The following is a 24,259-nucleotide window of genomic DNA, read 5'->3' on the forward strand; positions in this document are numbered from 1 at the left end:
CTGATGATCGATGTCAAACTTGCTAGCGACCAATATTTACTGAGCGGAGCTGATTATCTGCGTAATATCTTACGCGCCCCCGTGTATGAGGTGGCACAAGTCACACCATTACAAAACATGACCCGTCTCAGTGAGCGTATCGGTAATCATGTTCAGCTCAAACGTGAAGATCGCCAACCGGTGCATTCTTTTAAACTGCGCGGCGCTTATAACATGATGACTCAACTGACGGAGCCTCAGCGTCAAGCAGGCGTCATTGCAGCATCTGCGGGCAACCATGCACAGGGGTTGGCCCTATCAAGCCAAAAGTTAGGGGTTAGTGCCACCATTGTTATGCCACGTACCACACCGGATATTAAAGTTGATGCCGTACGTGGTTTTGGCGGCAACGTGATCCTGCATGGTAATAATTTTGATGAAGCAAAAACTCATGCAGAAATGCTCGCTCAACAACATGGTTATACATTTATTCCACCGTTTGATCACCCCGCTATCATTGCTGGACAAGGCACGATAGGGATTGAACTGATCCAACAAAATGGTCACCTTGACTATGTGTTTGTGCCTGTTGGCGGTGGTGGTTTAGCCGCGGGAGTGTCGGTATTACTTAAACAATTATTACCCGAAATTAAAGTGATCGGTGTCGAAGCGGAAGACTCTGCCTGTTTAAAAGCAGCTTTAGATGCAGGACAACCCGTCACACTGGATCAAGTGGGTATGTTTGCCGATGGCGTTGCAGTAAAACGTATTGGCGATGAAACTTTCCGTTTATGTGAACAATATCTTGATGATGTGATCACAGTTAGCAGTGATGAAATTTGTGCCGCAGTAAAAGATATTTTTGAAGACACACGTGCCATTGCTGAACCTTCGGGAGCATTGTCACTTGCCGGTTTAAAAAAATATGCCGAACAACAGCAACTGCAGCAGCGTCATTTAGGTGCCATTTTATCTGGAGCTAACCTTAACTTTCATGGCTTACGCTATGTTTCAGAGCGGTGTGAGTTAAGTGAAAAACGTGAAGGGTTATTGGCGGTTACTATTCCTGAACGTCCAGGGGCATTTCTTGAATTTTGCCACCTCATTGGCGGGCGAGCAGTCACCGAGTTTAACTACCGTTACAACGACAGCAAATTAGCCAATGTCTTTGTTGGAGTACGCTTACTTCAAGGACAACCTGAATTAGATCAAATTATTGCCGATCTACATCAGGGAGGATATCCCGTTATGGATTTATCCGATGATGAAATGGCCAAGGTTCATGTGCGGTATATGATCGGTGGCCGACCATCAAAACCATTGCAAGAACGCTTGTATAGTTTTGAGTTTCCTGAATATCCCGGCGCTTTAGCTAAATTCTTATCGACCTTAGGTGGGCAATGGAATATTAGCTTATTTAATTACCGTAACCATGGTGCAGATTATGGCCGAGTCTTATGTGGCTTTGAATTAGCCGATCATGACTTGCTATCATTTACCTGCCATTTACGTAAGCTGGGTTACCACTGGCATGATGAAACTGACAACCCCGCATATAAGTTTTTTCTCGCCCAATAGCGACACCATTAAGCAGCCTTAGTGCTGCTTTTTTTCTCTGCAATATTATCATCGACGCGGGATCGTACGCGTATACTCCATCATAAACTGCGCTAACTGAATACTCTGCTGCAAAATCATTTTCCTTGCTGAATGAGGTAGACAACCAAAACACTGCACCAATTGATCAATTTCTTCTTTGTATTCGTTCTCAATAATATCAAGCCCTAAATCACCATAAATAAACCACGTTAATGGTCTTTCTGTAAGCTCTGATATTTCCACCAATAAGCGAACTTTAGGCTCAGTTTTACCCGTTTCTAAATCTAAATAGGTTTGGCGAGCCACTTTTAACTGCTGCGCCATATAGACTTGGGTTAAACCTTTCCATTCTCGCGCTTCTTTGATACGTAGCGCCATTTCTTGTTTACGTTCAGCCATTATTTACTCCACCCATCAATTATCAGCATTAGTAGTAGTGACTCTCCTTGCAGATGGCACGCCAAGTTTTTTGGGGTAAGAGTGAGCAAAAATCAGACAATTAGTCATTAATGGCATCGTTTTTTTGTATTTTGAATTGCAGTTCGAAATTTGGAAGGGTGTTATTTCTATTTCGCAAAAAAAGCGTTATTAGTGCCAATATAATTAGGCTTTACAAGCTATCACTATCAAACATAAAAAAAGGCACCTTCACGGTGCCTTTTTTAACGTGTTAATCTTACGCCTTAAAGACCAATAACCGTTTTATTCAACCGTTACCGCTTTAGCAAGGTTACGTGGCTGATCGACATCCGTCCCTTTAATTAAAGCAACGTGATAGGATAATAATTGCATCGGAATGGTATAGAAAATAGGGGCGATAATCTCATCTACTTTTGGCATGGTGATAATTTTCATACCCTCACATTCCTCAAATCCAGCTTCATCATCTGCAAATACATACAACAGTCCACCACGAGCGCGAACTTCTTCAATATTTGACTTAAGCTTTTCAAGCAAATCATTGGTCGGAGCCACCACAATAACCGGCATTTCAGCGTCAACTAATGCTAATGGACCATGCTTAAGTTCACCCGCCGCGTAAGCTTCAGCATGAATATAAGAAATTTCTTTCAATTTCAATGATGCTTCAACAGCAATCGGATAAAACTCGCCACGACCTAAAAATAATGCGTGTTGTTTATCAGCAAAATCTTCAGCTAATACTTCGATGGGTTTATCAAACGCCAACGCTTTTTCAATTTGAGTCGGTAACTGATGTAATGCTGTCACGATTTGTTGCTCTTGAACTCGATCAATATTACCTTGCTGCTTACCGAGCGCCGTGACTAACATTAATAATGCCACCAGCTGAGTAGTAAATGCTTTCGTCGAGGCAACACCAATTTCAGCCCCTGCACGCGTCATAAAGGCTAAGTCAGATTCACGAACTAACGATGATCCCGCCACATTACAAATGGTCATTGCCGCCATATAGCCTTTTTGCTTTGCTAAACGCAATGCTGCCAATGTATCAGCCGTTTCACCTGATTGAGACAGAGTGATCAGTAAACTATTGGGCTGAGTAACAAATTTTCGGTAACGAAACTCTGAAGCAATTTCAACATCGCAGCTAACGCCCGCAATTGATTCAAACCAGTAGCGTGCAACCATGCCGGCATTATAAGAAGTACCACAAGCGATGATCTGAATGTGTTCTACTTTATCAAAGATCGCCGTCGCATCACTGCCAATACTTTCCACGATCACATGATCATTACTAATACGGCCTTCCATGGTGTTGATCAATGCACTTGGCTGCTCAAAGATCTCTTTTTGCATGTAATGACGATATTGACCCTTATCCGCCGCATCATGCTCAATATTTGATTCACTCACCACGCGTTCAACCGCTTGGCCATTGCTATCAAATACTGAGATTTTACGTCGTGTTACTTCAGCAACATCACCTTCTTCTAAGAACATGAAGCGGCGAGTAACATTTAATAACGCCAATTGATCCGAGGCAATAAAGTTTTCACCAACACCAAGACCGATCACGAGCGGACTGCCAGAACGAGCAACGACCACTCGTTCAGGATCACGACTGTCCATCACTACCGTACCGTATGCACCTTGAAGCTGTAATACCGTTTTTTGAACGGCTTCAAGCAAATTCGCCGCTGAACGCAATTCCCAATCGACTAAATGTGCGATCACTTCAGTATCAGTTTGCGAACTAAATACATAGCCACGCTCAAGCAATAATTCACGTAATGACTGATGGTTTTCAATAATACCGTTATGAACTAAAGCAATATGTTGGCCAGAAATATGGGGGTGGGCATTAGCTTCAGAAGGTTCACCATGGGTTGCCCAACGCGTATGCGCAATACCCGTGCCGCCACTTAAAGGCATATTATCAACCGCATCAGCCAATTCTTGTACTTTACCTAATCGGCGCACACGCTGAAGCTCATTGTCTGTATTCACAATTGCAACACCTGCGGAGTCATAACCGCGATATTCCAAACGACGTAAACCTTCAATTAAAATTTCAGCTACATCACGTTGTGCAACTGCACCCACTATCCCACACATAATAATTCCTTTACCACTGCTTTGGTTATTTTGATGTTATACGTTTACGGGCGCGCGAATAACGCGCACGCCATGTTGTTCAATACTTTGTTTATCTGCGTCACTTAAACCATCATCGGTGATCAAGGTACTAATTCCTTGCCACGCAAGTTCAAGATTGGGGATCTTACGGCCAACCTTATTGGATTCGACCATCACCACTACATCACGTGATACTTCAGCCATCACTCGACTTAACCCCATTAATTCATTAAATGTGGTCGTACCGCGCGCGACATCAATACCATCAGCGCCAATAAAGAGCTGATCAAAATCATATGAACGTAATACAGATTCTGCGACTTGCCCTTGAAATGATTCAGAATGGGGATCCCATGTACCACCAGTCATTAATAACGTCGGCTCGTTTTCAAGCGCGTTAAGGGCATTAGCAACATGTAATGCATTCGTCATTACGATTAAGCCTTGTTTGCTACCAAGTAATGAAATCAATGCTGCTGTGGTACTGCCGCTATCAATGATAATTCTATGGTGATCGCGAATTTGCTCTGCTGCTGCTTGAGCAATAGCTAACTTACAAACTGAAACTTGTTCAGCTTGTTCGGTAGAAACCATTTCAGTAGGCATAGCAATAGCACCACCATAACGACGTAGTAGTGAGCCAGTAACCTCTAATGCCGCGAGATCTTTACGAATAGTAACTTCTGAAGTAGAAAAATGATGCGCTAAAACATCAACGCTAACTTCGCCTTGCTCACTGACCATAACGGCAATAGCATGACGACGCTGCTGAGTATTACGTTTCGACATGAATGTTAAACAACACAATAAGTTTCGATTTGAAACCAGTATAACGTCAATAAAAAGGATTCTGCAATACCCTTTAAATAATTTTCGACACGAAAAAATGCACTAAAAGGATAATAATATGTCCATCAAAACACCAAACATGGTCAAAAAAAAGCCAAAAAAAGCCAAAAAAAAAGCAGAGCTTAGGCTCTGCTTGATTGTTTTTAAGACTTTAAACTGACATTTTTTCAGCTATGGAATAAGCCTATTTTTTAGTTGGGCGTTTCCAACCTTTGATCGTACGTGCAGGCGTACGCGTGATCACTAGCTCATCTTCACCGATATTACGGTTAATGGTTGAGCCAGCGCCAATGGTTGCGCCAGCAGCAACTTTAACAGGCGCGATCAACTGAGTATCTGAACCAACAAATACATCGTCACCAATTTCTGTTTTAAATTTATTAGCACCATCATAGTTACAGGTAATAGTACCCGCACCGATATTTACATTTGCGCCAATATCAGCATCACCTAAATAGCTAAGATGACCCGCTTTAGAACCAAGGCCTAAACGTGCTTGCTTCATTTCAACGAAATTACCCACATGCGCACCAGTCAGTAATTCAGTACCTGGACGTAGACGTGCAAATGGGCCTACAGTACACATTTCACCAACAGTCGCACCTTCAATTACGCTGTAAGGGCTAATGATACTGTTATCATCAATTTCACAATTCTTTAGCACGCAACCAGCACCGATAACCACGTTATCACCAATGCTTACGCTACCTTCAATAATAACGTTCACATCGATTTCAACATCAGTACCACATTGTAGTGCACCGCGTAAATCAAAGCGTGCTGGATCGCGCAGCATAACACCCTGTTCTAATAGGCGCTCAGCTTGCATACTCTGAAATGCACGCTCAAGACGCGCCAGTTGAACTCGGTTATTCACCCCTTCAACTTCAATCGCTAACGCAGGGTGTACCGCTTCAACAGCACGGCCTTCGTTATGTGCGATTTCGATAATATCAGTTAAGTAATATTCACCTTGAGCGTTCTCGTTCTTAAGTGAAGCTAACCAACGCTTAAGATCACCACCATTGGCAACCAACACACCAGTGTTAACTTCTTTAATTAGCTTTTGCTCTTCTGTTGCGTCTTTTTCTTCAACGATTGCCACAACCGGGCCATTACGACGCACAATACGGCCATAACCTGAAGGATCATCGAGTACAACAGTCAGTAATGCAATACCACCACTTGGTTGAGCATCAAGCAAGTTTTCTAATGTTTGTGCACTGATTAATGGTACATCACCGTACAAAATCAATGCTTTCTCATCATCAGCAAGATTTGGTACTGCCTGATTAACCGCGTGTCCGGTACCTAGTTGCTCTGCTTGTAATACCCAATTAACATTTTCTTTGGCTAGTACTTGCTGCATGGTATCGCCACCATGGCCATAAACTAGGTTGATGCTATTTGCACCAATATCATTACATGTATCGATAACATGCTTAACCATTGGCTTACCTGCAAGGGTATGAAGTACCTTGGGTAAGTTAGAGTACATACGGGTGCCTTTTCCCGCGGCAAGAATCACAGCACTAAAGCTCATGACGAGTATTCCTCTGAATGCATATAAAGTTTATATATCCCTATTGTACCTGTAGATGCACATAGGTTTAAGAATGATTTGCATATTTTAACTAAAAAATAACCAACAAAAAAACTCGTTATAAATAACTTTTATTTATACATGTTTAAAAATAAGCCATAACAATGACAACCATATATGCACGTTATTAATTAGTTAACCACATAGAGAACAACGATAAAAAAAGCGACCCTAAGGTCGCTTTCTATGGTGCAGTTATTCAATGATTAACGTGAACGTTTCGTCAATTCAATAACGCGTAGCTGAGCAATTGCTTTTGCTAGATCACTGGCTGCTTGGGCAAAATCGATATCACCATGCTGATTATGAATTCTCTCTTCAGCTTGGCGCTTTGCTTCTTCAGCTTTCGCAGTATCTAAATCAATACCACGAATAGCAGTGTCAGCAAGTACAGTTACGATACCAGGTTGCACTTCAAGCATGCCGCCAGAAAGATAAATAACCTCTTCTTTACCGCCTTGCTTAATAATACGTACCATACCTGGAGTAATCGCACTCAACAACGGCGTGTGGCCGGCATGAATACCGAGCTCACCTTCGCTACCTGTTACTTGAATATTTTCAGCACGACCAGAAAACAAACGTTTCTCAGCGCTGACGACATCCAGGTGAAAGGTTATCGCTGCCATATCGCCTCCTAATTAGCTTACAGTTTTTTGGCGTTTTCTAATACGTCTTCAATCGCACCACAGTACATAAATGCCTGCTCAGGGATATCGTCATATTCACCAGCTAAAATACCTTTAAAGCTACGTAACGTATCTTTTAGTGATACGTAAATACCAGGTGAACCGGTAAATACTTCTGCTACGTGGTAAGGCTGCGTTAGGAAACGTTCGATCTTACGCGCACGCGATACAGCTTGCTTATCTTCTTCAGATAGCTCATCCATACCTAGGATTGCGATGATATCTTTCAGCTCTTTATAACGCTGTAGTAAACTTTGAACACCACGCGCAACGTCGTAATGCTCTTGACCTACCACCAATGGATCAAGCATACGAGATGTTGAATCCAATGGGTCGATCGCAGGGTATAGACCTAGCGATGCGATTTGACGTGATAGAACAACTGTCGCATCAAGGTGAGCAAACGTTGTTGCTGGTGATGGGTCAGTCAAGTCATCGGCAGGAACGTATACCGCCTGCACTGATGTGATAGAGCCTGACTTAGTTGATGTGATACGTTCTTGTAACACACCCATCTCTTCAGCAAGTGTTGGCTGGTAACCTACCGCAGAAGGCATACGACCCAATAGTGCTGACACCTCTGTTCCCGCAAGGGTGTAACGGTAGATGTTATCGATAAATAACAGTACGTCACGACCTTCATCACGGAAACGCTCAGCCATGGTTAAACCAGTCAAAGCAACACGTAGACGGTTACCTGGAGGCTCGTTCATCTGACCGTAAACCATTGCTACTTTAGATTCTTCAGGCTTCTCAAGGTTAACAACCCCAGCTTCCTGCATTTCAAAGTAGAAATCGTTACCTTCACGAGTACGCTCACCCACACCAGCAAACACTGATAAACCTGAGTGTTGTAGGGCGATGTTATTGATAAGCTCCATCATGTTAACGGTCTTACCAACACCCGCACCACCAAACAGACCGATTTTACCACCTTTAGCAAACGGACAGATAAGGTCGATAACCTTAACGCCTGTTTCTAGTAGCTCGGTTGCATTTGATTGTTCTTCATAGCTTGGCGCTGGACGGTGAATAGCGTAACGCTCTTGTTCACCGATTTCACCACACTCATCAATGGGTTGACCTAGAACGTTCATGATACGTCCTAGTGTTGCCGTACCCACTGGTACTTCAATAGGGCGGCCTGTATTTTCTACAGACAAACCACGACGTAAGCCATCAGAAGTACCCATTGCGATACCACGCACAACACCGCCACCAAGTTGCTGCTGAACTTCCAGTACTAACGTACCTTTCTCTTTCGCATCAACATGTAGGGCATCATATACTTTGGGTACAGAGTCCTGTGGAAACTCTACGTCGACTACTGCACCAATGATCTGGACGATCTTACCTGTAGCCATCGTTAATCCTCTAAACTTATTAATTCTTTGCCTTAAACAGCAGATGCACCAGAAACGATTTCTGATAATTCTTGTGTGATCGCCGCCTGACGGGCTTTGTTGTACACAAGTTGCAAGTCATCGATAAGATCACCTGCGTTATCTGTTGCAGCTTTCATTGCTACCATTCGTGCCGCTTGCTCACTGGCAAGGTTTTCAACCACGCCTTGATACACTTGTGATTCAACATAGCGAACCAATAAAGCATCAAGTAAAGGTTTAGGCTCGGGCTCATAAATATAATCCCAAGAATGATTGCGCTGCATCTCTTCGTCTTCTGACTTAGGCAAAGGCAACAATTGATCAATCACCGGTTCTTGCACCATGGTATTTACAAACTTGTTGTATACCAGATACAAACGATCTAATTGACCTTCATCATATTTCTTTAGCATTACGCCAACTGTACCGATCAGCTCGTCAACCGTTGGTGAATCACCAAGGCCTGAAACCTGAGCCGTTACGTTACCGCCGTAGTTGTTAAAAAAGGCCGTTGCTTTCGCGCCAATTAGCGCAAGATCAACTTCCGCACCTTTTTCAGTCCAAGTCTGAACATTATTAATGGCTTGTTTGAACAAGTTAATATTCAAACCACCACACAGACCACGATCAGTAGAAACAATGATGTAACCGACGCGCTTGGCTTCACGCTCTTCGAGATAAGGATGTTTATACTCAAGGCTACCAAGGGCGAGGTGACCGATCACTTTGCGCATAGTTTGTGCATATGGACGTGATGACTCCATCGCTTCTTGCGTTTTACGCATTTTAGAAGCGGCCACCATTTCCATCGCTTTGGTGATCTTCTGTGTATTTTGAACACTGCCGATCTTGTTACGAATCTCTTTTGCGCTGGCCATCGTCACTCTCCGTTAGAAGGTGATCGCTAAGCGATCACCCACCAATTACCAAGTTTGGGTCGCTTTGAAATCTTGCAGCAGTTTCGAGAACTGCGCTTCAATCTCATCGTTGTAAGCACCCGTTTTATCAATTTGAGCTACTAACTCAGCAAATTGACCTTTGGCAAATGAAAGCAACGCAGCTTCGAAATCAGCTAACTTGGCAATTTCAATATCGCCTAGGAAACCTTTTTCAGCAGCAAAAATAACAATAGCTTGCTCAAATACAGACATTGGCGAGTATTGCTTTTGCTTCATCAACTCAGTCACTTTTTGGCCGTGATCAAGTTGCTTCTTGGTTGCATCATCAAGGTCTGACGAGAACTGAGCAAACGCTGCTAGTTCACGGTACTGTGCTAGGGCAGTACGAATACCACCAGAAAGCTTCTTGATAACTTTAGTTTGGGCAGCACCACCTACACGCGATACAGAAATACCTGGATCAACCGCAGGACGAATACCCGCATTGAACAGTTCTGTTTGTAGGAAGATTTGACCATCAGTGATAGAGATAACGTTGGTCGGTACGAACGCCGATACGTCACCAGCTTGCGTTTCAATGATAGGTAGCGCAGTTAAAGAACCGGTTTTACCTGTCACTTCACCATTCGTAAATTTCTCAACGTAGTGCGCACTAACTCGTGATGCACGCTCAAGAAGACGAGAGTGAAGGTAGAAAACATCACCAGGGAATGCTTCACGGCCTGGTGGACGCTTCAGCAATAGTGAGATTTGACGATAAGCAACGGCTTGTTTAGACAAGTCATCGTATACGATCAGTGCATCTTCGCCACGGTCACGGAAATATTCACCCATTGCACAACCTGAGTAAGGTGCAAGGTATTGTAGTGCTGCCGCTTCAGAAGCAGATGCAACCACAACAATAGTGTTTTCCAATGCGCCGTGCTCTTCAAGTTTACGAACCACGTTCGCAATCGTTGAAGCTTTCTGGCCAATAGCCACATACACAGAGTAGATACCAGAATTTTTCTGGTTAATGATGGCATCGATAGCCATCGCAGTTTTACCCGTTTGACGGTCACCGATAATCAGCTCACGCTGACCACGACCGATAGGAATCATCGCATCCACTGCTTTGTAACCAGTTTGTACTGGTTGATCAACAGATTTACGATCGATTACACCCGGTGCAATTACTTCAACAGGAGAGAATGTCTCTGTTTCAATTGAACCTTTACCATCAATAGGCTGACCTAGGGTGTTAACAACACGCCCAAGTAGTGCTGGGCCAACAGGTACTTCAAGAATACGACCAGTACCGGTTACCTTCATGCCTTCTTGTAGCGAAGCATAAGGGCCCATAACTACCGCACCAACAGAGTCACGCTCAAGGTTAAGTGCTAAAGCGAACAGGCCGCCAGGTAGTTCAATCATTTCACCTTGCATTACGTCAGCAAGGCCATGGATTCGAATAATACCATCGCTTACAGAAACGATAGTACCTTCGTTACGCGCTTCACTTACAACGTTGAAGTTTTCAATACGTTGTTTGATCAGTGCGCTAATTTCCGTGGAATTAAGTTGCATGCTCCAATTCCCCAAATCAAGACAGCAAAGTATCGCTCAGACGGTTCAATTTTCCCCGTACAGAGTTATCGATAACAAGGTCTCCAGCTCTAATTACGACCCCAGCAATCAGGGTCTCGTCTACACTGCAGGTCAACATCACTTTACGTGCTAAACGCTGCTCAAGTTTGGCGCTGATCGCATCTAACTGGCTTTCATCAAGAACGATGGCAGAGATCACCATAGCTTCGATAGTTTTTTCATGCTCATGTTTCATCAGCATAAATTCACCACAGACATCAGGTAGCGCATTGAGGCGTCCATTTACAGCCATCACTTTAATTAAGTTAAGGCCGAATTCATCGAGTTGCTCACCGCACACTGAAACAAAAATTTCAGCGAGCTTGTCAGCGGCATAGCCACTATCAAGAATATCTTGCATAGTGTCATTAGTTGCCACAGCGCCAGCAAAAGTTAGCATTTCTGCCCACTGTGCTAGTTCGCCTTTCTCGACCGCAAAGTCAAATGCTGCTTTAGCGTAGGGGCGTGCGATAGTAGTCATATCCGACATGTGCTTGCCCCTTTAATTACAGTTCTGCAGTGAGTTCGTTAAGAATATCAGTTTGCGCTTCCATATCGATGGAGCGACCAATGATCTTCTCAGCGCCAATCACAGCTAGAGTTGCAACTTGTTTTCTTAACTCATCACGAGCACGATTACGTTCAGCTTCAATTTCAGCCAGACCTTGAGCAAGAATCTTTTCACGCTCAGCTTGGGCTTCAATTTTCGCATCATCGACAATTTGAGCTTTACGCTTATTTGCCTGTTCAATCAGCTCACTCGCGGCGCGTTTCGCTTCTTTCAATTGATCAGAAGCATTAGCTTGTGCAAGGTTCAGGTCTTTGGCAGCGCGATCTGCTGCTGCCAAACCGTCAGCAATTTTTTTCTGACGTTCTTCAATCGCTTCCATAATTGGCGGCCATACATATTTCATGCAGAACACGACAAAGAAGAAGAAAGCGATAGCCTGACCCAGCAAAGTTGCATTCATATTCACAACGCATCTCCTTAAAAAGGGTTGCTAGGGTCCATTTACTCTGGAGTCAGCCTTCTTGAGAAAGGCTGATCACAGCGGTTTATTAGCCAGCTAGTTGGCCAACAAATGGGTTTGCGAATGTGAATAGCAACGCGATTACGATACCGATCATTGGAACGGCGTCCAATAGACCTGCGATGATGAACATCTTAACTTGTAGCATTGGCGCCATTTCAGGTTGACGTGCAGCGCCTTCAAGGAATTTACCACCAAGAATTGCGAAGCCGATCGCTGTACCAAGGGAAGCAAGACCTACAATAATGCCCACGGCAATTGCAGAAAAGCTTAGTAAAGTTTCCATCACTATCTCCAGTTTATAGTTGTCGGCTAAAGTGCCAATAAAAAATCTAAAATTTACAAATAATCGTTAATGATTGTCTTCATGCGCCTGAGACAGGTACACAATAGTTAACATCATGAATACGAATGCTTGAATTGTAATGACCAGGATGTGGAAAATAGCCCACGGTACCGAGCCTAGCCATTGAGCCCACCACGGCATCAACGCCGCGATAAGAATAAACACCACTTCACCAGCAAACATGTTACCGAATAAACGCATACCTAAAGAAATTGGCTTCGCAATCAGCGATACCACTTCAAGTAGTAAGTTAAATGGAATCATTACTGGGTGATTGAACGGGTGAAGAGCCAGTTCTTTTGCAAAGCCGAGTAGACCTTTCACTTTGATGCTGTAGTAAATCATCAATGCGAATACACCTAACGCCATTGCCATAGTGATGTTAACGTCAGCACTTGGAACCACCTTCAAATAAGGAATTCCAACACTTTGTGCGGCATACGGAAGAAAATCAATTGGCACAAGGTCCATGATGTTCATCAGTAAAATCCAACAGAAAATGGTTAGTGCTAACGGAGCAACAAGTGGATTGCGGCCATGGAAAGTATCTTTAACGTTGGTATCAACGAATTCAACAATCATTTCCACAAAACATTGTAACTTGCTTGGAACTCCTGATGACGCCTGTTTTGCTACCTTACGAAATACCCATAAAAAGAATAATCCGGTTAAGACAGAAAAAATAAGGCTGTCGATATTTACCGTCCAGAAACTACCTTCACTCGCTAAACCTAGCTTATCAGTCGATAAGTTAGTTAAGTGGTGGGTTATGTAGCTTGACGGCGTTAGCGCTTCACCTGGCGCAGCCATAACTCATCCTATTTGTTGTTGTTAATGAATAAAACCGGTCCAAAAATATTAATACCAAGGACCAGCAAATAGGTTAGTTGGAGGGGAACAAGTTCCACCCCTTTATACAGGTAAGCTGCGGCAAAAAGGATGACTGTAATGAGGATTTTGAGCACTTCTCCGCCATAAAATGACGCCATGACTAATCGTGCCTTCCTGGCACCACTGTACATAAACGCACACATAGCAAATACGGCATTGGCAATTACAAAAATACCACCACCGATAAGTGCAGAGATTCCCCAGTCAACATTGACAGCGAAGACTGCCGTTAATGCCGTAACTACTACGACGCCAGATTGTAGTAACAGCAACCGCTTTGCCAATTGGCGTCCCGGTTTCACTAGCGCCGATACCATGTATTCGTTCCTCGAGTCCATTCCACGACACATGAGTGCAGGGAAATACAGCGAAAATTATACGGCTGAATAGATTGAATGCAATCTTATTGCAGCAAAAAAACATTTATATTTTACAACAAAATAACCCATCAACTTTCACATAACGCTTGAATTAATAATTCTCGCGACTAGATCACAAATCGTGACCAAGCATTGTAAGAATTTGCGTTAGTTTATCTTGTTGATCAAAATTAATAACAATTTTGCCTTTACCATTTTTATTTTGGTTTACGGCAACTTTAGTACCAAAACGCTCGCTCAAACTTAATTGCAATGCCACCGTTTGAGGTTGAGGTGCTAACTTCGCCGGCGTTTCAGTTGGATTTAATAACGTTTTTACTAGCTTTTCAGCCTCACGCACAGTTAACAACTTATTGATGATAATTTGTGCAGCAGCTAACTGTTGTTGCTCGTCTAAGGCCAATAAAGCCCTTGCATGACCCATTTCTAACTGTTTTTGCTCAACCAATTGTTTGACGGCGTCAGATAATTGGTTCAATCGCAATAAATTAGAAACCGCGGCACGTGATTTACCTACCGCATCGGCAACTTGTTGATGCGTTAATGAAAACTCTTGTTGTAAACGTTCTAGCGCACGCGCTTCTTCGATTGCATTAAGATCTTCACGTTGAATATTTTCAATCAGCGCAATCGCCACCGTAGCACGATCATCAACATTTTTAATAATACAAGGTACAACCTGTAGACCCGCTTGACGGGCTGCTTGCCAGCGACGCTCACCGGCAATGATTTCATAACTTTGGCTATCAATACGGCGTACAACAATCGGTTGAATCACACCTTGAGCACGAATCGATTCCGCTAATTCAGTTAACGCATCAGCCGCCATTGCTTTACGAGGCTGATATTGACCTGATTTAAGTGCGGTAACTGCAATCTGGCGTAATTCACCATCAACGGCAGCCTGTTGTGATGCGTTGTCATCACTTTGCTGTTTTTTAGCTTGAGCAACATTGCTGGTGGCTAATAGGGCATCAAGGCCTTTGCCCAAGCCTCGTTTATTGAAATTCATGGAAAACCTTACGCTTCAACCTGGGGGGCTTGCAGTGCTAATTCATCACGGCGAATCATTTCACCGGCTAACGCTAAATACGCCTTAGCACCACTAGAATATTTGTCATAATACATTGCAGGGCGACCGTGACTTGGCGCTTCAGCAAGACGAACATTGCGAGGAATAACAGTGCGATATACTTTATCACCAAAGTGTTTTTTAAGCTGTTGTGACACTTCATTTGAAAGTCGGTTACGGGGATCAAACATGGTCCGCAATAACCCTTCAATTTTGAGATCACTATTAACAACCGCGGTTAATTTACTGATGGTGTCCATCAATGCGGTTAAACCTTCAAGGGCAAAATATTCACACTGCATCGGCACTAACACTGAGTCAGCTGCCGTCATCGCATTGATTGTTAATAAGTTTAGAGATGGCGGACAATCGATAAAAATATAATCGTAATTGTCACGAACAGGCGCCAGTGCATTACGTAATCGCGTCTCACGGGAAAACACTTCCATCAATTTAATTTCAGCTGCAGTTACATCGCCATTAGCGGCTATCAAATGATAGCCACCCGTGGTTTCGTTAATAACAACCTGATTAAATGGGGTTTCTTCAACAAGAAGATCATAAGCGGTAGATTCGACTTGATATTTGTCGACCCCACTAGCCATGGTAGCGTTACCTTGAGGATCGAGATCGATCACTAATACTTTACGCTGCGTAGCAGCCAATGAAGCAGCCAGATTGACACACGATGTTGTTTTACCAACACCACCTTTCTGATTTGCAACAGCTATGATTCTTCCCACAAAAAAAACCTCAACAATTAATCTTTTGCCGTTAAAACAACTAAATGACGTTCACCATCAAGTTCAGGTACTTGCAAAGATTTAACTTCAACAACAGTACACCATTCAGGTAAATCGGAGACTTCATCCTGATGGTACTGACCTTTAAGAGCGAAAAACTGGCCGCCTGACTTAGGCAAATGGTGACACCAATTAACCATGTCTGACATTGAAGCAAAGGCACGACTTAATACCGCATCAAAACCTTCACCGGGATCAAACTCTTCAACTCGACTTTGAACTGCAGTCACATTGGTAATTTTTAGCTCATGGATCACTTGGCGAATAAATCGAATTCGTTTACCTAAGCTATCAAGCAGCGTAAATGATTTATGCGGGCACATAATTGCTAATGGAATTCCAGGTAAACCCGGCCCCGTACCCACATCAATGTAACGCTCACCATCTAAATATTGGCTAACAACAATGCTATCCATAATGTGTTTAACTAACATTTCATTAGGATCACGCACAGAAGTCAAATTATACGCTTTATTCCACTTATGCAGCAGTTGCACATAACCAATCAATTGATCGAGTTGTTGTTCTGTGACCTGCAGGTCAGTTTGAGCGATAAGTTGTATTAAACGTTGTTTCATTATCGAGCCCTTATTCGCCTTTTTTAAGCAAGCCGTGTTTTTTCAAATAAACCAATAGTAATGAAATAGCGGCTGGTGTAATACCTGAAATACGTGATGCCATGCCTACAGATTCAGGCTTCGCATCATTAAGCTTAATTACGACTTCGTTTGATAAACCTTTCACTAAGCTGTAATCAAGATCAAAAGGTAGTTTAGTGGTCTCATGGCGTAATGATTTTTCAACTTCATCACGTTGGCGATCAATATAACCTTGGTATTTAATCTGAATTTCAACTTGCTCACGCGCTTCAATGTCTTCGTGTGCTGGCGCGAACGTTTCAATTGTCGTTAATTGTTCGTAAGTAACTTCAGGGCGACGAAGAAGATCCTCACCATTCGCTTCACGAACGATCGGTGACTTAAGGATCTTATTTAAACTCTCAATATGATTCGAGTTTGGATTAACCCAAATCTCTTTCAAACGTTGACGCTCTTGTTCCATATTTTCTAATTTTTGATTGAAACGCGCCCAGCGCTCATCATCAACTAGACCTAATTCACGTCCCATTGGTGTTAGACGTAAATCAGCATTATCTTCACGTAACAACAAGCGATATTCCGCACGTGACGTAAACATACGGTACGGTTCTTTAGTACCAATCGTTGATAAATCATCGATCAATACGCCCATGTACGCTTGATCACGACGTGGGCTCCAACCTTCTTTGTCTTGGGTTTGAAGGGCAGCGTTCATGCCTGCCATTAGGCCTTGAGCTGCCGCTTCTTCGTAACCGGTCGTACCGTTAATTTGTCCCGCAAAGAACAATCCATCAATGTATTTATTTTCAAAGGTTTGTTTAAGATCGCGCGGGTCAAAGAAATCATACTCAATCGCATAACCAGGACGCATAATGGTTGCGTTCTCAAATCCTTTCATTGAGCGCACAATTTGCATCTGAACATCAAACGGTAAGCTTGTAGAAATACCATTTGGATACAGTTCATTGGTGGTTAAGCCTTCAGGCTCAATGAAGATTTGGTGACTATTTTTATCCGCAAAACGCATCACTTTATCTTCAATTGAAGGGCAGTAGCGAGGGCCAATACCTTCAATCACACCAGCATACATTGGGCTACGATCAAGGTTATTACGAATAACCTCATGCGTACGCTCGTTGGTGTAAGTAATAAAACATGGAATTTGACGAGGATGATCCGATTGTTTCCCCATGAAAGAAAATGTTGGGGTTGGATTATCACCATGTTGGGTTTCAAGAATACTTAAATCAACAGTGCGTGCATCAATACGTGGTGGAGTACCTGTTTTTAAGCGATCAACCCGTAACGGTAATTCACGGAGACGATCCGCAAGTGCATTTGATGCAGGATCACCAGTACGACCGCCACTGTAGTTTTCTAGACCAATATGAATTTTACCGCCAAGGAATGTACCGACGGTTAATACCACAGCTTTTGCGTGGAATTTTAAACCCATTTCAGTCACTACACCGGTAGTGCGATGGTTTTCAACAATTAAATCTGTTACAGCTTGTTGGAAAATCATTAAATTAGGCTGATTTTCCAATACGTTACGTACTGCTGCTTTGTAAAGTGCACGGTCTGCTTGTGCACGTGTTGCCCGAACTGCAGGGCCTTTGGAAGAGTTGAGTGTACGGAATTGAATTCCGCCTTTATCGATAGCATGTGCCATCAAGCCACCAAGGGCGTCAACTTCTTTAACCAGGTGTCCTTTCCCGATCCCGCCGATAGCTGGGTTGCACGACATTTGGCCCAACGTATCGATATTATGGGTCAATAGTAAGGTTTTTTGTCCCATTCGGGCAGCTGCCAGTGCCGCTTCGGTACCGGCATGACCACCACCCACAACGATGACATCAAATTTTTCCTGGTAAAACATGAAACTTCCTCAGGTATTTAAATAGCCAGTGAGTTAACTAGAGCAAAGGGCGGACATTCTATCCTGTTTCTTGGCAAGAGAGAATCTTTCATCAAGATCATTTGATCGCCCATTTACGTCTCTTAAATATATATAAGATCTTTTTAAAGAGATCTTCTATTAGATCTACTATTAGGATCCACTGATCGTGTGGATAACCGCTAAATGATCCTTATGATCATGTGTTTATAGACGATCATTTGTTGTGGAGTAGCTTGGATCTTCCAGAGGATAGGCTGGGATCAAAATGGCTACTTATACACAGGGGCAGAGGGGTCTATAAGTTATTAAATGGATAACTATGGGTTGATCACCGTTTAGATCTATAGTTATCCACAGATAAAAGCATTAAATAGGATTTCAAATTGAGTAACTATTGACCACTTTTTAATCATTTAATACATTTTGCCATTCTTCAAGCCATATTTCTGCGGCATCTTCAGGTACTGGTGTCATTGAAACATCAATATCAAGTCGTTCACCAAGCTGTGTTGCACCTAATGAGAGTAAGCGTGCTTGAATATTTTTACCTGCAGCGCAGAAAGTATCGTAATTACTGTCTCCAAGCCCAATAACGGCAAATTTTAGCTGATCAAGAGTGGGATTCTGATCAGCAAGAGCATTTGTAAAGGCGATAAAGTTATCTGGATAATCACCGGCCCCATGGGTTGAACAAATAATAAGCCAAATGGTGTCTTGGTTTAATTGATCAAATTGAGGTTGGTTTGTGATATCGGTTTGATGACCTTGTGCGGTAAGTAAATCGGCTACATGATCGGCGACATATTCAGCACCACCAAGCGTGCTGCCAGTGATCAGCGTAATAGTTGACATAATTGTCCTCAAATTGGCGTTAGATGGGATCATCGATATGAAATGATGAATACCAGCTTGAGATTGTACTGAGATCAAACCCTATAAAGATAGCCTTTATGGCATAAGTGACCATTTTTATTCACTGACAGGGTATTTTTTTTATCCACCAGCATCAAGTGGGGATGAAACAGGGAAAAAATGTGGGTATTTATACAAAAAAATGAAGTTTTATAGCAATTAAGATGATCATTACGGCGATGGAAGATAAAAGGGATTTGGTCTTAATAAAAGATCTTACCCACATGATCCCCTTATTGTTTGCACAAGCTTATGATCTTTAATTATTGCGATCATCATACTGATCGCAATAATTAAATGATCTTGTTTTTTCGAGGTAAAATAACCAGTTTTTGGGTGGTTGGATGAGGGATAACGCTGACATGGTGGTGATAAAGTGCATTAATTTGGGCGGATGTTAATACGTTTTGAGGTGTATCAAAGGCAATTTGTTGGCCTTGTTCAAGCAATAATAAACGATCGCAAAATGTGATGGCCGTATTAAGGTTATGAATGGCAATTAGTGCGCTTTTGCCTTGTTGGCAATGGTGGCTCAAAATATTAAGTAAGAGCGACTCATGGCCAATATCAAGGCTGGCTGTGGGCTCATCAAGTAGCATAATGGCGGCATTTTGAATCAGTAACCGTGCAAAATGTACCCGTTGTTGTTCACCACCAGAGAGTTGGTTGATTGGGCGTTTTAATAATGGTTTTATCTCTAACTGATTAATAATGCTTGTTATTTTTTGTTCTGATATCGACGAGGATTGGTGATGGCCATAATGAATAATATCTTGAACCACAAAGCCAAATGCGGGTTCGGTGTGCTGAGGTAAATAACTTAAATATTGTGCCCGTTGTTGATGGTTGTAGCTGCTGAGAGGGCGTTCAAATAGAGAAATATTGCCACTTTTAGGTGCAACAAAACCGCTCAGGCATTTTAATAAGGTACTTTTCCCTGCGCCATTAGGGCCGATAATTCCGACTAACTCACCGGGATTAATCGCAAAATTGATATTCTGCAATAATGGTTGTGATCCTTGGTAATAATTTAATTGGGTTATTTTCAGTGATGGGATCATGATGGTAATCCTTTATATTGGCTGCGTATGAGTAGAGCAATAAAATAGATCCCGCCTATAACCGCGGTGATAATCCCCGTTTTTAATTCATTGGGAGCAATAACGGTACGGGCAATAAGATCACACGCTAATAAAAACATTGCGCCAAATAATGCTGAAAACGGTAATAAAATACGATTATTCGGTCCTATTAGTAACCGTGCTAAATGCGGCACTATTAAGCCAATAAAACCAATTGGGCCCGCTACAGCAATGGCCATTGCGGTGAGTAAGGTGGTCAGTAGTAATAATAATCGGCGGCTGTGGTTAACATTTATTCCCATGCCGTGGGCATTTTGCTCACCTAAAGCCAGTAAATTTAAGGTCTGACCGTGGCGTAATAGTAGCCATCCTGTAATGATAATAATGGGGGTTGGCCATAATAATTGTTGCCATGTACGCGCGTCTAATCCTCCCATGGTCCAAAAGACAAACTCACTCACTTCATATTGTTGAGCGGTTAACAATACGCCCATGGTTAATCCACCTAATAAACTCGACACGGCGAGCCCGGCTAAAATGATGAATAAACCATGTTGTTGAGTTTGACGAGCAATTAAATAAACGATTGTTGCCGTTATTAATGCGCCGATGGCTGTAACAAGGGGTAATAACGCAGGATTGACGACCGTTAAGCCACTGACAATCGCCACCACTGCTGCAAAGCTACTGCCTGCACTGATACCTAAGATATCGGGACTAGCGAGGGGATTTCTAAACAAACCTTGGCTGCATGCTCCAGCTAACGCTAACGCACTTCCTGCTAATATAGCGGTACAAGCGCGGGGCAAACGGATCTGTAATATGATGGCTGAGGCGAGGGGATGTTGTTGCTGAGCTAAGGTTTCCCCTCCCTGAATATAACTGGCAAGCATGGCAACAATATCATGCATGGGAATGGCAACTGATCCGAGGCTCAAATAAAGCATGAGTAGCACCAGTAATGCGGTAACGGCTAATAGACCTTGAACGGGTTTAATGTATGGATGGGTGAACATGAGACTGATAAACCTTATGATTAAGGTAGATGATAGCATCGGCAATATATTGGCTATCGGTTGAACGTAATGAATGTGGCAAGCTGATAACGCGGCGATCACGAATGGCCGTTAATGTTTGCAAGGCTGGATCGTGTAATAGCTGTTGTTTAAAGCCATTGTTATTTTCACCTGGAATAATAATTACATCAGGGTTTAGGGCTAACAGTTGTTCTTTCGCTATTGGAACTTGGCCAAATTTATCGCCATTGGTATTGGCAATCACGTTGTTAAGCTGGGCGTGACTAATAATGGTATTGATAGTGGAGTTATGATTGCTGGATGCGCCCCAGGGGGTGTATTCAATAGCAGTTAGCTTGTGCTGTGGAATAATAACCTGTTGTTTAAGTTTGGTGTTCATCTTGTCAACCACAGCCATCGCCGCTGCATTTTTATTGACGAGCTTGCCAATTAATAAAATGTTTTGTTCAATATTTTTGAGGCTATAAACGGTTTTAATAACAAAAACATTGATACCTGCTGCACGTAATTGAGCAATTTTAGGTCCATCACTCCAACTGGCCACCAGCACTAAATCTGGACGTTCGGCAATGATACGTTCCACGTTTAGATCACGTAGCGGTAATGTCTCTGGAATTTTATCGGCAATAATTGAATAAGTCGGGTCCTTACTTAAACGACTTAAACTGGTGATGTTTTTTAAGGGCAATAGTGCCATTAATACTTGATCACTAAACATGCTTTTAGAGTCAACTTGTGTCGGCATCGTGGTTAATGTCAGTGGGTGCTGACTGGCATCTGTGACGGTGATTGGGTATGAGGTTTGTGCACTTAAACAGGCTGTGCTAGTGCATAGGCAGCCTATAAAAAATAAATTTTTAAGTCGTGAATACATAATTTTCCATATGCTGCTAATAGTGAGCTTACCTCATCCTTGGTAAGCAAATTTTGCGGACATAGTTAGTGATTTTTTGAGCGCTGTCAATGGTCGTCTTCTGTTAGAATTACGTATATTTGGCAAGGAATAACACAGTTATGGTATTAAAATTTTCGGGTGATATTGATGAACTTGCTTATCCCTTTATTTTTGAAGATTCCCCGTTATGTGATTTTGAAATTCTCACCGATGAATTATGTACGTATGTGGGATTAGCCATTTCACAACTGCAAGATGATGAAGTGCGACAATCTTTATCATGGTTACAACCACGTATTTTTAACCTCAATGGATCTATTCGAGGTAAGTGCGGTATTTTTGAAGCGGATATTATTAAGTTGAAAGCGGATTATCATTATTTTCGCGCCCAAGTAACCGATAACAATAAGCGCTTTGTATTACCACGAGGGATAGGCGCGGTGGTGCAATTACATCAATGTCGGAGTTTATCGAAGAAGGTGGTGCGTCAATTAGTTAACGTTGATGCGGTGGGTAAAAAGGTGCCTGAAACATTACCTCGATTCAGTAATTTGTTGGTGAATTACTTTTTTGCATTAACGCGAGTGCTTAATCAGCAGGCTGGGATTGAAGAGCCTGAATATATCAGCATAAATTATCCTTCGCCCGAAGCTAAATAATAATAAAAAACGCCACATATCAATTATATATGGCGTTTTTTTGTTGCTGATATATTGGGTTAGTATTTACTTACCAATACAGAAAGAAGTAAAGATACGTCCAAGTAAATCATCCGATGTAAACTCACCTGTGATCTCACTTAAGTGCTGTTGAGCTAACCGTAATTCTTCAGCCAGAATCTCACCTGCCATAAAGCCTTCTAGTTGCTCTTTACCGATCACTAAATGTTCAGCTGCACGTTCAAGGGCATCTAAGTGACGACGACGTGCCATAAAGCCGCCTTCCGTCGTGCCTGCAAATCCCATACATTGCTTTAGATGTTCACGTAAGTCGTCGACACCATCGCCTGTGCGTGCTGAGAGGCGAATTAAGGTTGAGTCATTAACTTCTGTAATGCCCGTTACTTCACCGGTAAGTTCGGCTTTATTGCGAATTACCGTTAAGCCCATGTTGGCCGGTAAGCGTTCAATAAAATCAGGCCAGATATCTTTAGGATCGGTAGCATCGGTGGTAGTGCTATCAACCATGAATAACACCCGATCGGCATGTTCAATTTCCGCCCATGCGCGTTCAATACCAATCCGTTCTACTTCATCGGTTGCTTCACGTAAACCTGCTGTATCAATAATGTGTAATGGCATACCGTCAATGTGAATATGTTCACGTAATACATCACGGGTTGTACCTGCGATATCGGTCACAATCGCGCTGTCTTTACCTGATAAGGCATTTAATAGGCTTGATTTACCAGCATTAGGGCGACCTGCAATCACTACCTTCATGCCTTCACGCATGATTGCACCTTGGTTGGCTTGTTTACGCACATCAGCCAAGCGATCCATGATGTTATTGAGATCACCACTGACTTTGCCGTCAGACAGAAAATCTATTTCTTCTTCAGGAAAATCAATCGCAGCTTCGACGAAAATACGTAAATGAATTAAGGCTTCGACCAATTCATTTACCTTGTTTGAGAACACACCTTGCAGTGATTTAAAGGCACTTTTCGCCGCTTCTTCTGAGCTGGCATCAATTAAATCAGCAATGGCTTCAGCTTGGGCTAAATCAAGCTTGTCGTTCATAAAAGCACGTTCTGAGAACTCTCCAGGGCGTGCAGGACGAATGCCTTCAATGTTAAGAATGCGACGGATCATCATGTCCATCAATACTGGGCCACCGTGGCCTTGCAGTTCTAATACATCTTCACCCGTGAACGAGTTAGGGCCTTTAAAAAATAGCGCGATCCCTTGATCAAGCGCGGTCCCATCTTCGTTTTTAAATGGCAGGTATTCAGCGTAACGGGTTTTTAACTCACGGCCAGCAACGGCAAGGGCTACTTCTTTCGCTTTAGGACCTGAAACGCGAATGATGCCGACGCCGCCACGGCCCGGTGGTGTTGCTTGTGCAACGATAGTATCGATATGTTGATTCATAACCTTGGCTTTGCTTGAAAATGACTTGAT

At 42.7% G+C, this 24,259-nt stretch carries 24 protein-coding genes; 2 read left to right on the top strand and 22 right to left on the bottom strand.

The genetic code is table 11. From position 1 onward, the window contains the following. Positions 1-3 precede the first annotated feature (3 nt). Positions 4-1,557 (top strand): threonine ammonia-lyase, biosynthetic, encoded by a 1,554-nt coding sequence (ilvA, locus tag ACJZU6_RS01570; protein ID WP_080159069.1) that lies wholly within the window; start codon positions 4-6, stop codon positions 1,555-1,557. 48 nt (positions 1,558-1,605) lie between these two features. Here the strand turns inward: ilvA and ACJZU6_RS01575 are convergent, their stop codons facing one another. From ACJZU6_RS01575 to ACJZU6_RS01675, 21 genes are all read right to left on the bottom strand, one after another. Further along, entirely contained in the window at positions 1,606-1,977 is a 372-nt protein-coding gene (locus ACJZU6_RS01575) for a helix-turn-helix transcriptional regulator (RefSeq protein WP_408900546.1), read from the bottom strand. A gap of 303 nt (positions 1,978-2,280) precedes the next feature. Then, complete coding sequence (gene glmS / locus ACJZU6_RS01580; protein ID WP_408900547.1) at positions 2,281-4,116, bottom strand: glutamine--fructose-6-phosphate transaminase (isomerizing); 1,836 nt, start codon at positions 4,114-4,116, stop codon at positions 2,281-2,283. Positions 4,117-4,152: 36 nt separating this feature from the next. After that, positions 4,153-4,926, bottom strand: coding sequence for a DeoR family transcriptional regulator (locus tag ACJZU6_RS01585; protein WP_107277150.1), 774 nt, complete (start codon positions 4,924-4,926; stop codon positions 4,153-4,155). A 244-nt stretch (positions 4,927-5,170) separates the two neighbouring features. After that, positions 5,171-6,529, bottom strand: a complete 1,359-nt coding sequence (gene glmU / locus ACJZU6_RS01590; RefSeq protein WP_080159065.1) for a bifunctional UDP-N-acetylglucosamine diphosphorylase/glucosamine-1-phosphate N-acetyltransferase GlmU — start codon at positions 6,527-6,529, stop codon at positions 5,171-5,173. Positions 6,530-6,795: 266 nt separating this feature from the next. Further along, positions 6,796-7,218: a F0F1 ATP synthase subunit epsilon gene (locus tag ACJZU6_RS01595; RefSeq protein ID WP_080159064.1), complete on the bottom strand. Its 423-nt coding sequence runs from the start codon at positions 7,216-7,218 to the stop codon at positions 6,796-6,798. 17 nt (positions 7,219-7,235) lie between these two features. Further along, positions 7,236-8,642: a F0F1 ATP synthase subunit beta gene (atpD, locus tag ACJZU6_RS01600; RefSeq protein ID WP_080159063.1), complete on the bottom strand. Its 1,407-nt coding sequence runs from the start codon at positions 8,640-8,642 to the stop codon at positions 7,236-7,238. Between the two features lie 32 nt (positions 8,643-8,674). Then, a complete protein-coding gene (gene atpG / locus ACJZU6_RS01605) occupies positions 8,675-9,541 on the bottom strand; it encodes a F0F1 ATP synthase subunit gamma (protein ID WP_080159062.1) in 867 nt (288 codons plus the stop codon). A gap of 45 nt (positions 9,542-9,586) precedes the next feature. Beyond that, entirely contained in the window at positions 9,587-11,128 is a 1,542-nt protein-coding gene (gene atpA / locus ACJZU6_RS01610) for a F0F1 ATP synthase subunit alpha (RefSeq protein WP_080159061.1), read from the bottom strand. 16 nt (positions 11,129-11,144) lie between these two features. Further along, positions 11,145-11,678 carry a F0F1 ATP synthase subunit delta gene (gene atpH / locus ACJZU6_RS01615; protein WP_080159060.1) on the bottom strand — a complete coding sequence of 178 codons (534 nt, stop codon included), beginning with the start codon at positions 11,676-11,678 and terminating at the stop codon, positions 11,145-11,147. Positions 11,679-11,694: 16 nt separating this feature from the next. After that, positions 11,695-12,165 (bottom strand): F0F1 ATP synthase subunit B, encoded by a 471-nt coding sequence (gene atpF, locus ACJZU6_RS01620; RefSeq protein ID WP_080159059.1) that lies wholly within the window; start codon positions 12,163-12,165, stop codon positions 11,695-11,697. Positions 12,166-12,247: 82 nt separating this feature from the next. Next, on the bottom strand, positions 12,248-12,505 hold the full coding sequence (atpE, locus tag ACJZU6_RS01625) for a F0F1 ATP synthase subunit C (protein ID WP_012551447.1): 258 nt from the start codon (positions 12,503-12,505) through the stop codon (positions 12,248-12,250). A 66-nt stretch (positions 12,506-12,571) separates the two neighbouring features. Continuing rightward, the gene (gene atpB, locus ACJZU6_RS01630) at positions 12,572-13,375 is read right to left on the bottom strand and encodes a F0F1 ATP synthase subunit A (RefSeq protein ID WP_080159058.1); all 804 of its coding nucleotides are present in this window, start codon (positions 13,373-13,375) and stop codon (positions 12,572-12,574) included. Positions 13,376-13,383: 8 nt separating this feature from the next. Then, a complete protein-coding gene (locus ACJZU6_RS01635; protein WP_080159057.1) occupies positions 13,384-13,773 on the bottom strand; it encodes a F0F1 ATP synthase subunit I in 390 nt (129 codons plus the stop codon). Positions 13,774-13,948: 175 nt separating this feature from the next. Next, positions 13,949-14,848 carry a ParB/RepB/Spo0J family partition protein gene (locus ACJZU6_RS01640; RefSeq protein WP_408900548.1) on the bottom strand — a complete coding sequence of 300 codons (900 nt, stop codon included), beginning with the start codon at positions 14,846-14,848 and terminating at the stop codon, positions 13,949-13,951. Positions 14,849-14,856: 8 nt separating this feature from the next. After that, complete coding sequence (locus ACJZU6_RS01645) at positions 14,857-15,651, bottom strand: ParA family protein (protein ID WP_080159055.1); 795 nt, start codon at positions 15,649-15,651, stop codon at positions 14,857-14,859. Between the two features lie 17 nt (positions 15,652-15,668). Then, positions 15,669-16,289 carry a 16S rRNA (guanine(527)-N(7))-methyltransferase RsmG gene (gene rsmG, locus ACJZU6_RS01650; protein ID WP_080159054.1) on the bottom strand — a complete coding sequence of 207 codons (621 nt, stop codon included), beginning with the start codon at positions 16,287-16,289 and terminating at the stop codon, positions 15,669-15,671. Positions 16,290-16,299: 10 nt separating this feature from the next. Beyond that, positions 16,300-18,189, bottom strand: a complete 1,890-nt coding sequence (gene mnmG, locus ACJZU6_RS01655) for a tRNA uridine-5-carboxymethylaminomethyl(34) synthesis enzyme MnmG (RefSeq protein ID WP_080159053.1) — start codon at positions 18,187-18,189, stop codon at positions 16,300-16,302. A 426-nt stretch (positions 18,190-18,615) separates the two neighbouring features. Further along, positions 18,616-19,062, bottom strand: coding sequence for an FMN-binding protein MioC (gene mioC, locus ACJZU6_RS01660; RefSeq protein ID WP_408900549.1), 447 nt, complete (start codon positions 19,060-19,062; stop codon positions 18,616-18,618). Between the two features lie 353 nt (positions 19,063-19,415). Further along, positions 19,416-20,183, bottom strand: coding sequence for an ABC transporter ATP-binding protein (locus ACJZU6_RS01665; protein ID WP_107277105.1), 768 nt, complete (start codon positions 20,181-20,183; stop codon positions 19,416-19,418). After that, positions 20,180-21,220 carry a FecCD family ABC transporter permease gene (locus tag ACJZU6_RS01670; protein WP_408900550.1) on the bottom strand — a complete coding sequence of 347 codons (1,041 nt, stop codon included), beginning with the start codon at positions 21,218-21,220 and terminating at the stop codon, positions 20,180-20,182. Before ACJZU6_RS01670 ends, ACJZU6_RS01665 begins: the two co-directional genes overlap by 4 nt. Beyond that, positions 21,198-22,115, bottom strand: a complete 918-nt coding sequence (locus ACJZU6_RS01675; RefSeq protein WP_408900551.1) for an ABC transporter substrate-binding protein — start codon at positions 22,113-22,115, stop codon at positions 21,198-21,200. Before ACJZU6_RS01675 ends, ACJZU6_RS01670 begins: the two co-directional genes overlap by 23 nt. Before the next feature lie 140 nt (positions 22,116-22,255). On the opposite strand from ACJZU6_RS01675, the gene ACJZU6_RS01680 reads away from it, so the two are divergent. Next, complete coding sequence (locus tag ACJZU6_RS01680) at positions 22,256-22,795, top strand: cobalamin adenosyltransferase (RefSeq protein ID WP_080159048.1); 540 nt, start codon at positions 22,256-22,258, stop codon at positions 22,793-22,795. Positions 22,796-22,861: 66 nt separating this feature from the next. Here ACJZU6_RS01680 and mnmE read toward each other — a convergent pair whose 3' ends face one another. Beyond that, entirely contained in the window at positions 22,862-24,229 is a 1,368-nt protein-coding gene (mnmE, locus tag ACJZU6_RS01685) for a tRNA uridine-5-carboxymethylaminomethyl(34) synthesis GTPase MnmE (protein ID WP_080159095.1), read from the bottom strand. Between the last annotated feature and the right edge of the window lie 30 nt (positions 24,230-24,259).

This window comes from Photobacterium piscicola, assembly GCF_046058925.1.
GTDB classification, from domain to species: Bacteria; Pseudomonadota; Gammaproteobacteria; order Enterobacterales; family Vibrionaceae; genus Photobacterium; species Photobacterium piscicola.

What these genes read in the sequence shown, in the direction of transcription:
- mnmE (WP_080159095.1), bottom strand. Translation starts at nt 24,229, where the DNA reads ATGAATCAACATATCGATACTATCGTTGCACAAGCAACACCACCGGGC.
- ACJZU6_RS01640 (WP_408900548.1), bottom strand. Translation starts at nt 14,848, where the DNA reads ATGAATTTCAATAAACGAGGCTTGGGCAAAGGCCTTGATGCCCTATTA.
- atpH (WP_080159060.1), bottom strand. Translation starts at nt 11,678, where the DNA reads ATGTCGGATATGACTACTATCGCACGCCCCTACGCTAAAGCAGCATTT.
- ACJZU6_RS01595 (WP_080159064.1), bottom strand. Translation starts at nt 7,218, where the DNA reads ATGGCAGCGATAACCTTTCACCTGGATGTCGTCAGCGCTGAGAAACGT.
- ACJZU6_RS01575 (WP_408900546.1), bottom strand. Translation starts at nt 1,977, where the DNA reads ATGGCTGAACGTAAACAAGAAATGGCGCTACGTATCAAAGAAGCGCGA.
- rsmG (WP_080159054.1), bottom strand. Translation starts at nt 16,289, where the DNA reads ATGAAACAACGTTTAATACAACTTATCGCTCAAACTGACCTGCAGGTC.
- ACJZU6_RS01675 (WP_408900551.1), bottom strand. Translation starts at nt 22,115, where the DNA reads ATGTATTCACGACTTAAAAATTTATTTTTTATAGGCTGCCTATGCACT.
- ACJZU6_RS01680 (WP_080159048.1), top strand. Translation starts at nt 22,256, where the DNA reads ATGGTATTAAAATTTTCGGGTGATATTGATGAACTTGCTTATCCCTTT.
- ACJZU6_RS01670 (WP_408900550.1), bottom strand. Translation starts at nt 21,220, where the DNA reads ATGTTCACCCATCCATACATTAAACCCGTTCAAGGTCTATTAGCCGTT.
- mnmG (WP_080159053.1), bottom strand. Translation starts at nt 18,189, where the DNA reads ATGTTTTACCAGGAAAAATTTGATGTCATCGTTGTGGGTGGTGGTCAT.
- mioC (WP_408900549.1), bottom strand. Translation starts at nt 19,062, where the DNA reads ATGTCAACTATTACGCTGATCACTGGCAGCACGCTTGGTGGTGCTGAA.
- atpA (WP_080159061.1), bottom strand. Translation starts at nt 11,128, where the DNA reads ATGCAACTTAATTCCACGGAAATTAGCGCACTGATCAAACAACGTATT.
- ACJZU6_RS01585 (WP_107277150.1), bottom strand. Translation starts at nt 4,926, where the DNA reads ATGTCGAAACGTAATACTCAGCAGCGTCGTCATGCTATTGCCGTTATG.
- glmS (WP_408900547.1), bottom strand. Translation starts at nt 4,116, where the DNA reads ATGTGTGGGATAGTGGGTGCAGTTGCACAACGTGATGTAGCTGAAATT.
- atpD (WP_080159063.1), bottom strand. Translation starts at nt 8,642, where the DNA reads ATGGCTACAGGTAAGATCGTCCAGATCATTGGTGCAGTAGTCGACGTA.
- ACJZU6_RS01635 (WP_080159057.1), bottom strand. Translation starts at nt 13,773, where the DNA reads ATGGTATCGGCGCTAGTGAAACCGGGACGCCAATTGGCAAAGCGGTTG.
- ilvA (WP_080159069.1), top strand. Translation starts at nt 4, where the DNA reads ATGATCGATGTCAAACTTGCTAGCGACCAATATTTACTGAGCGGAGCT.
- ACJZU6_RS01665 (WP_107277105.1), bottom strand. Translation starts at nt 20,183, where the DNA reads ATGATCCCATCACTGAAAATAACCCAATTAAATTATTACCAAGGATCA.
- glmU (WP_080159065.1), bottom strand. Translation starts at nt 6,529, where the DNA reads ATGAGCTTTAGTGCTGTGATTCTTGCCGCGGGAAAAGGCACCCGTATG.
- atpE (WP_012551447.1), bottom strand. Translation starts at nt 12,505, where the DNA reads ATGGAAACTTTACTAAGCTTTTCTGCAATTGCCGTGGGCATTATTGTA.
- atpB (WP_080159058.1), bottom strand. Translation starts at nt 13,375, where the DNA reads ATGGCTGCGCCAGGTGAAGCGCTAACGCCGTCAAGCTACATAACCCAC.
- atpG (WP_080159062.1), bottom strand. Translation starts at nt 9,541, where the DNA reads ATGGCCAGCGCAAAAGAGATTCGTAACAAGATCGGCAGTGTTCAAAAT.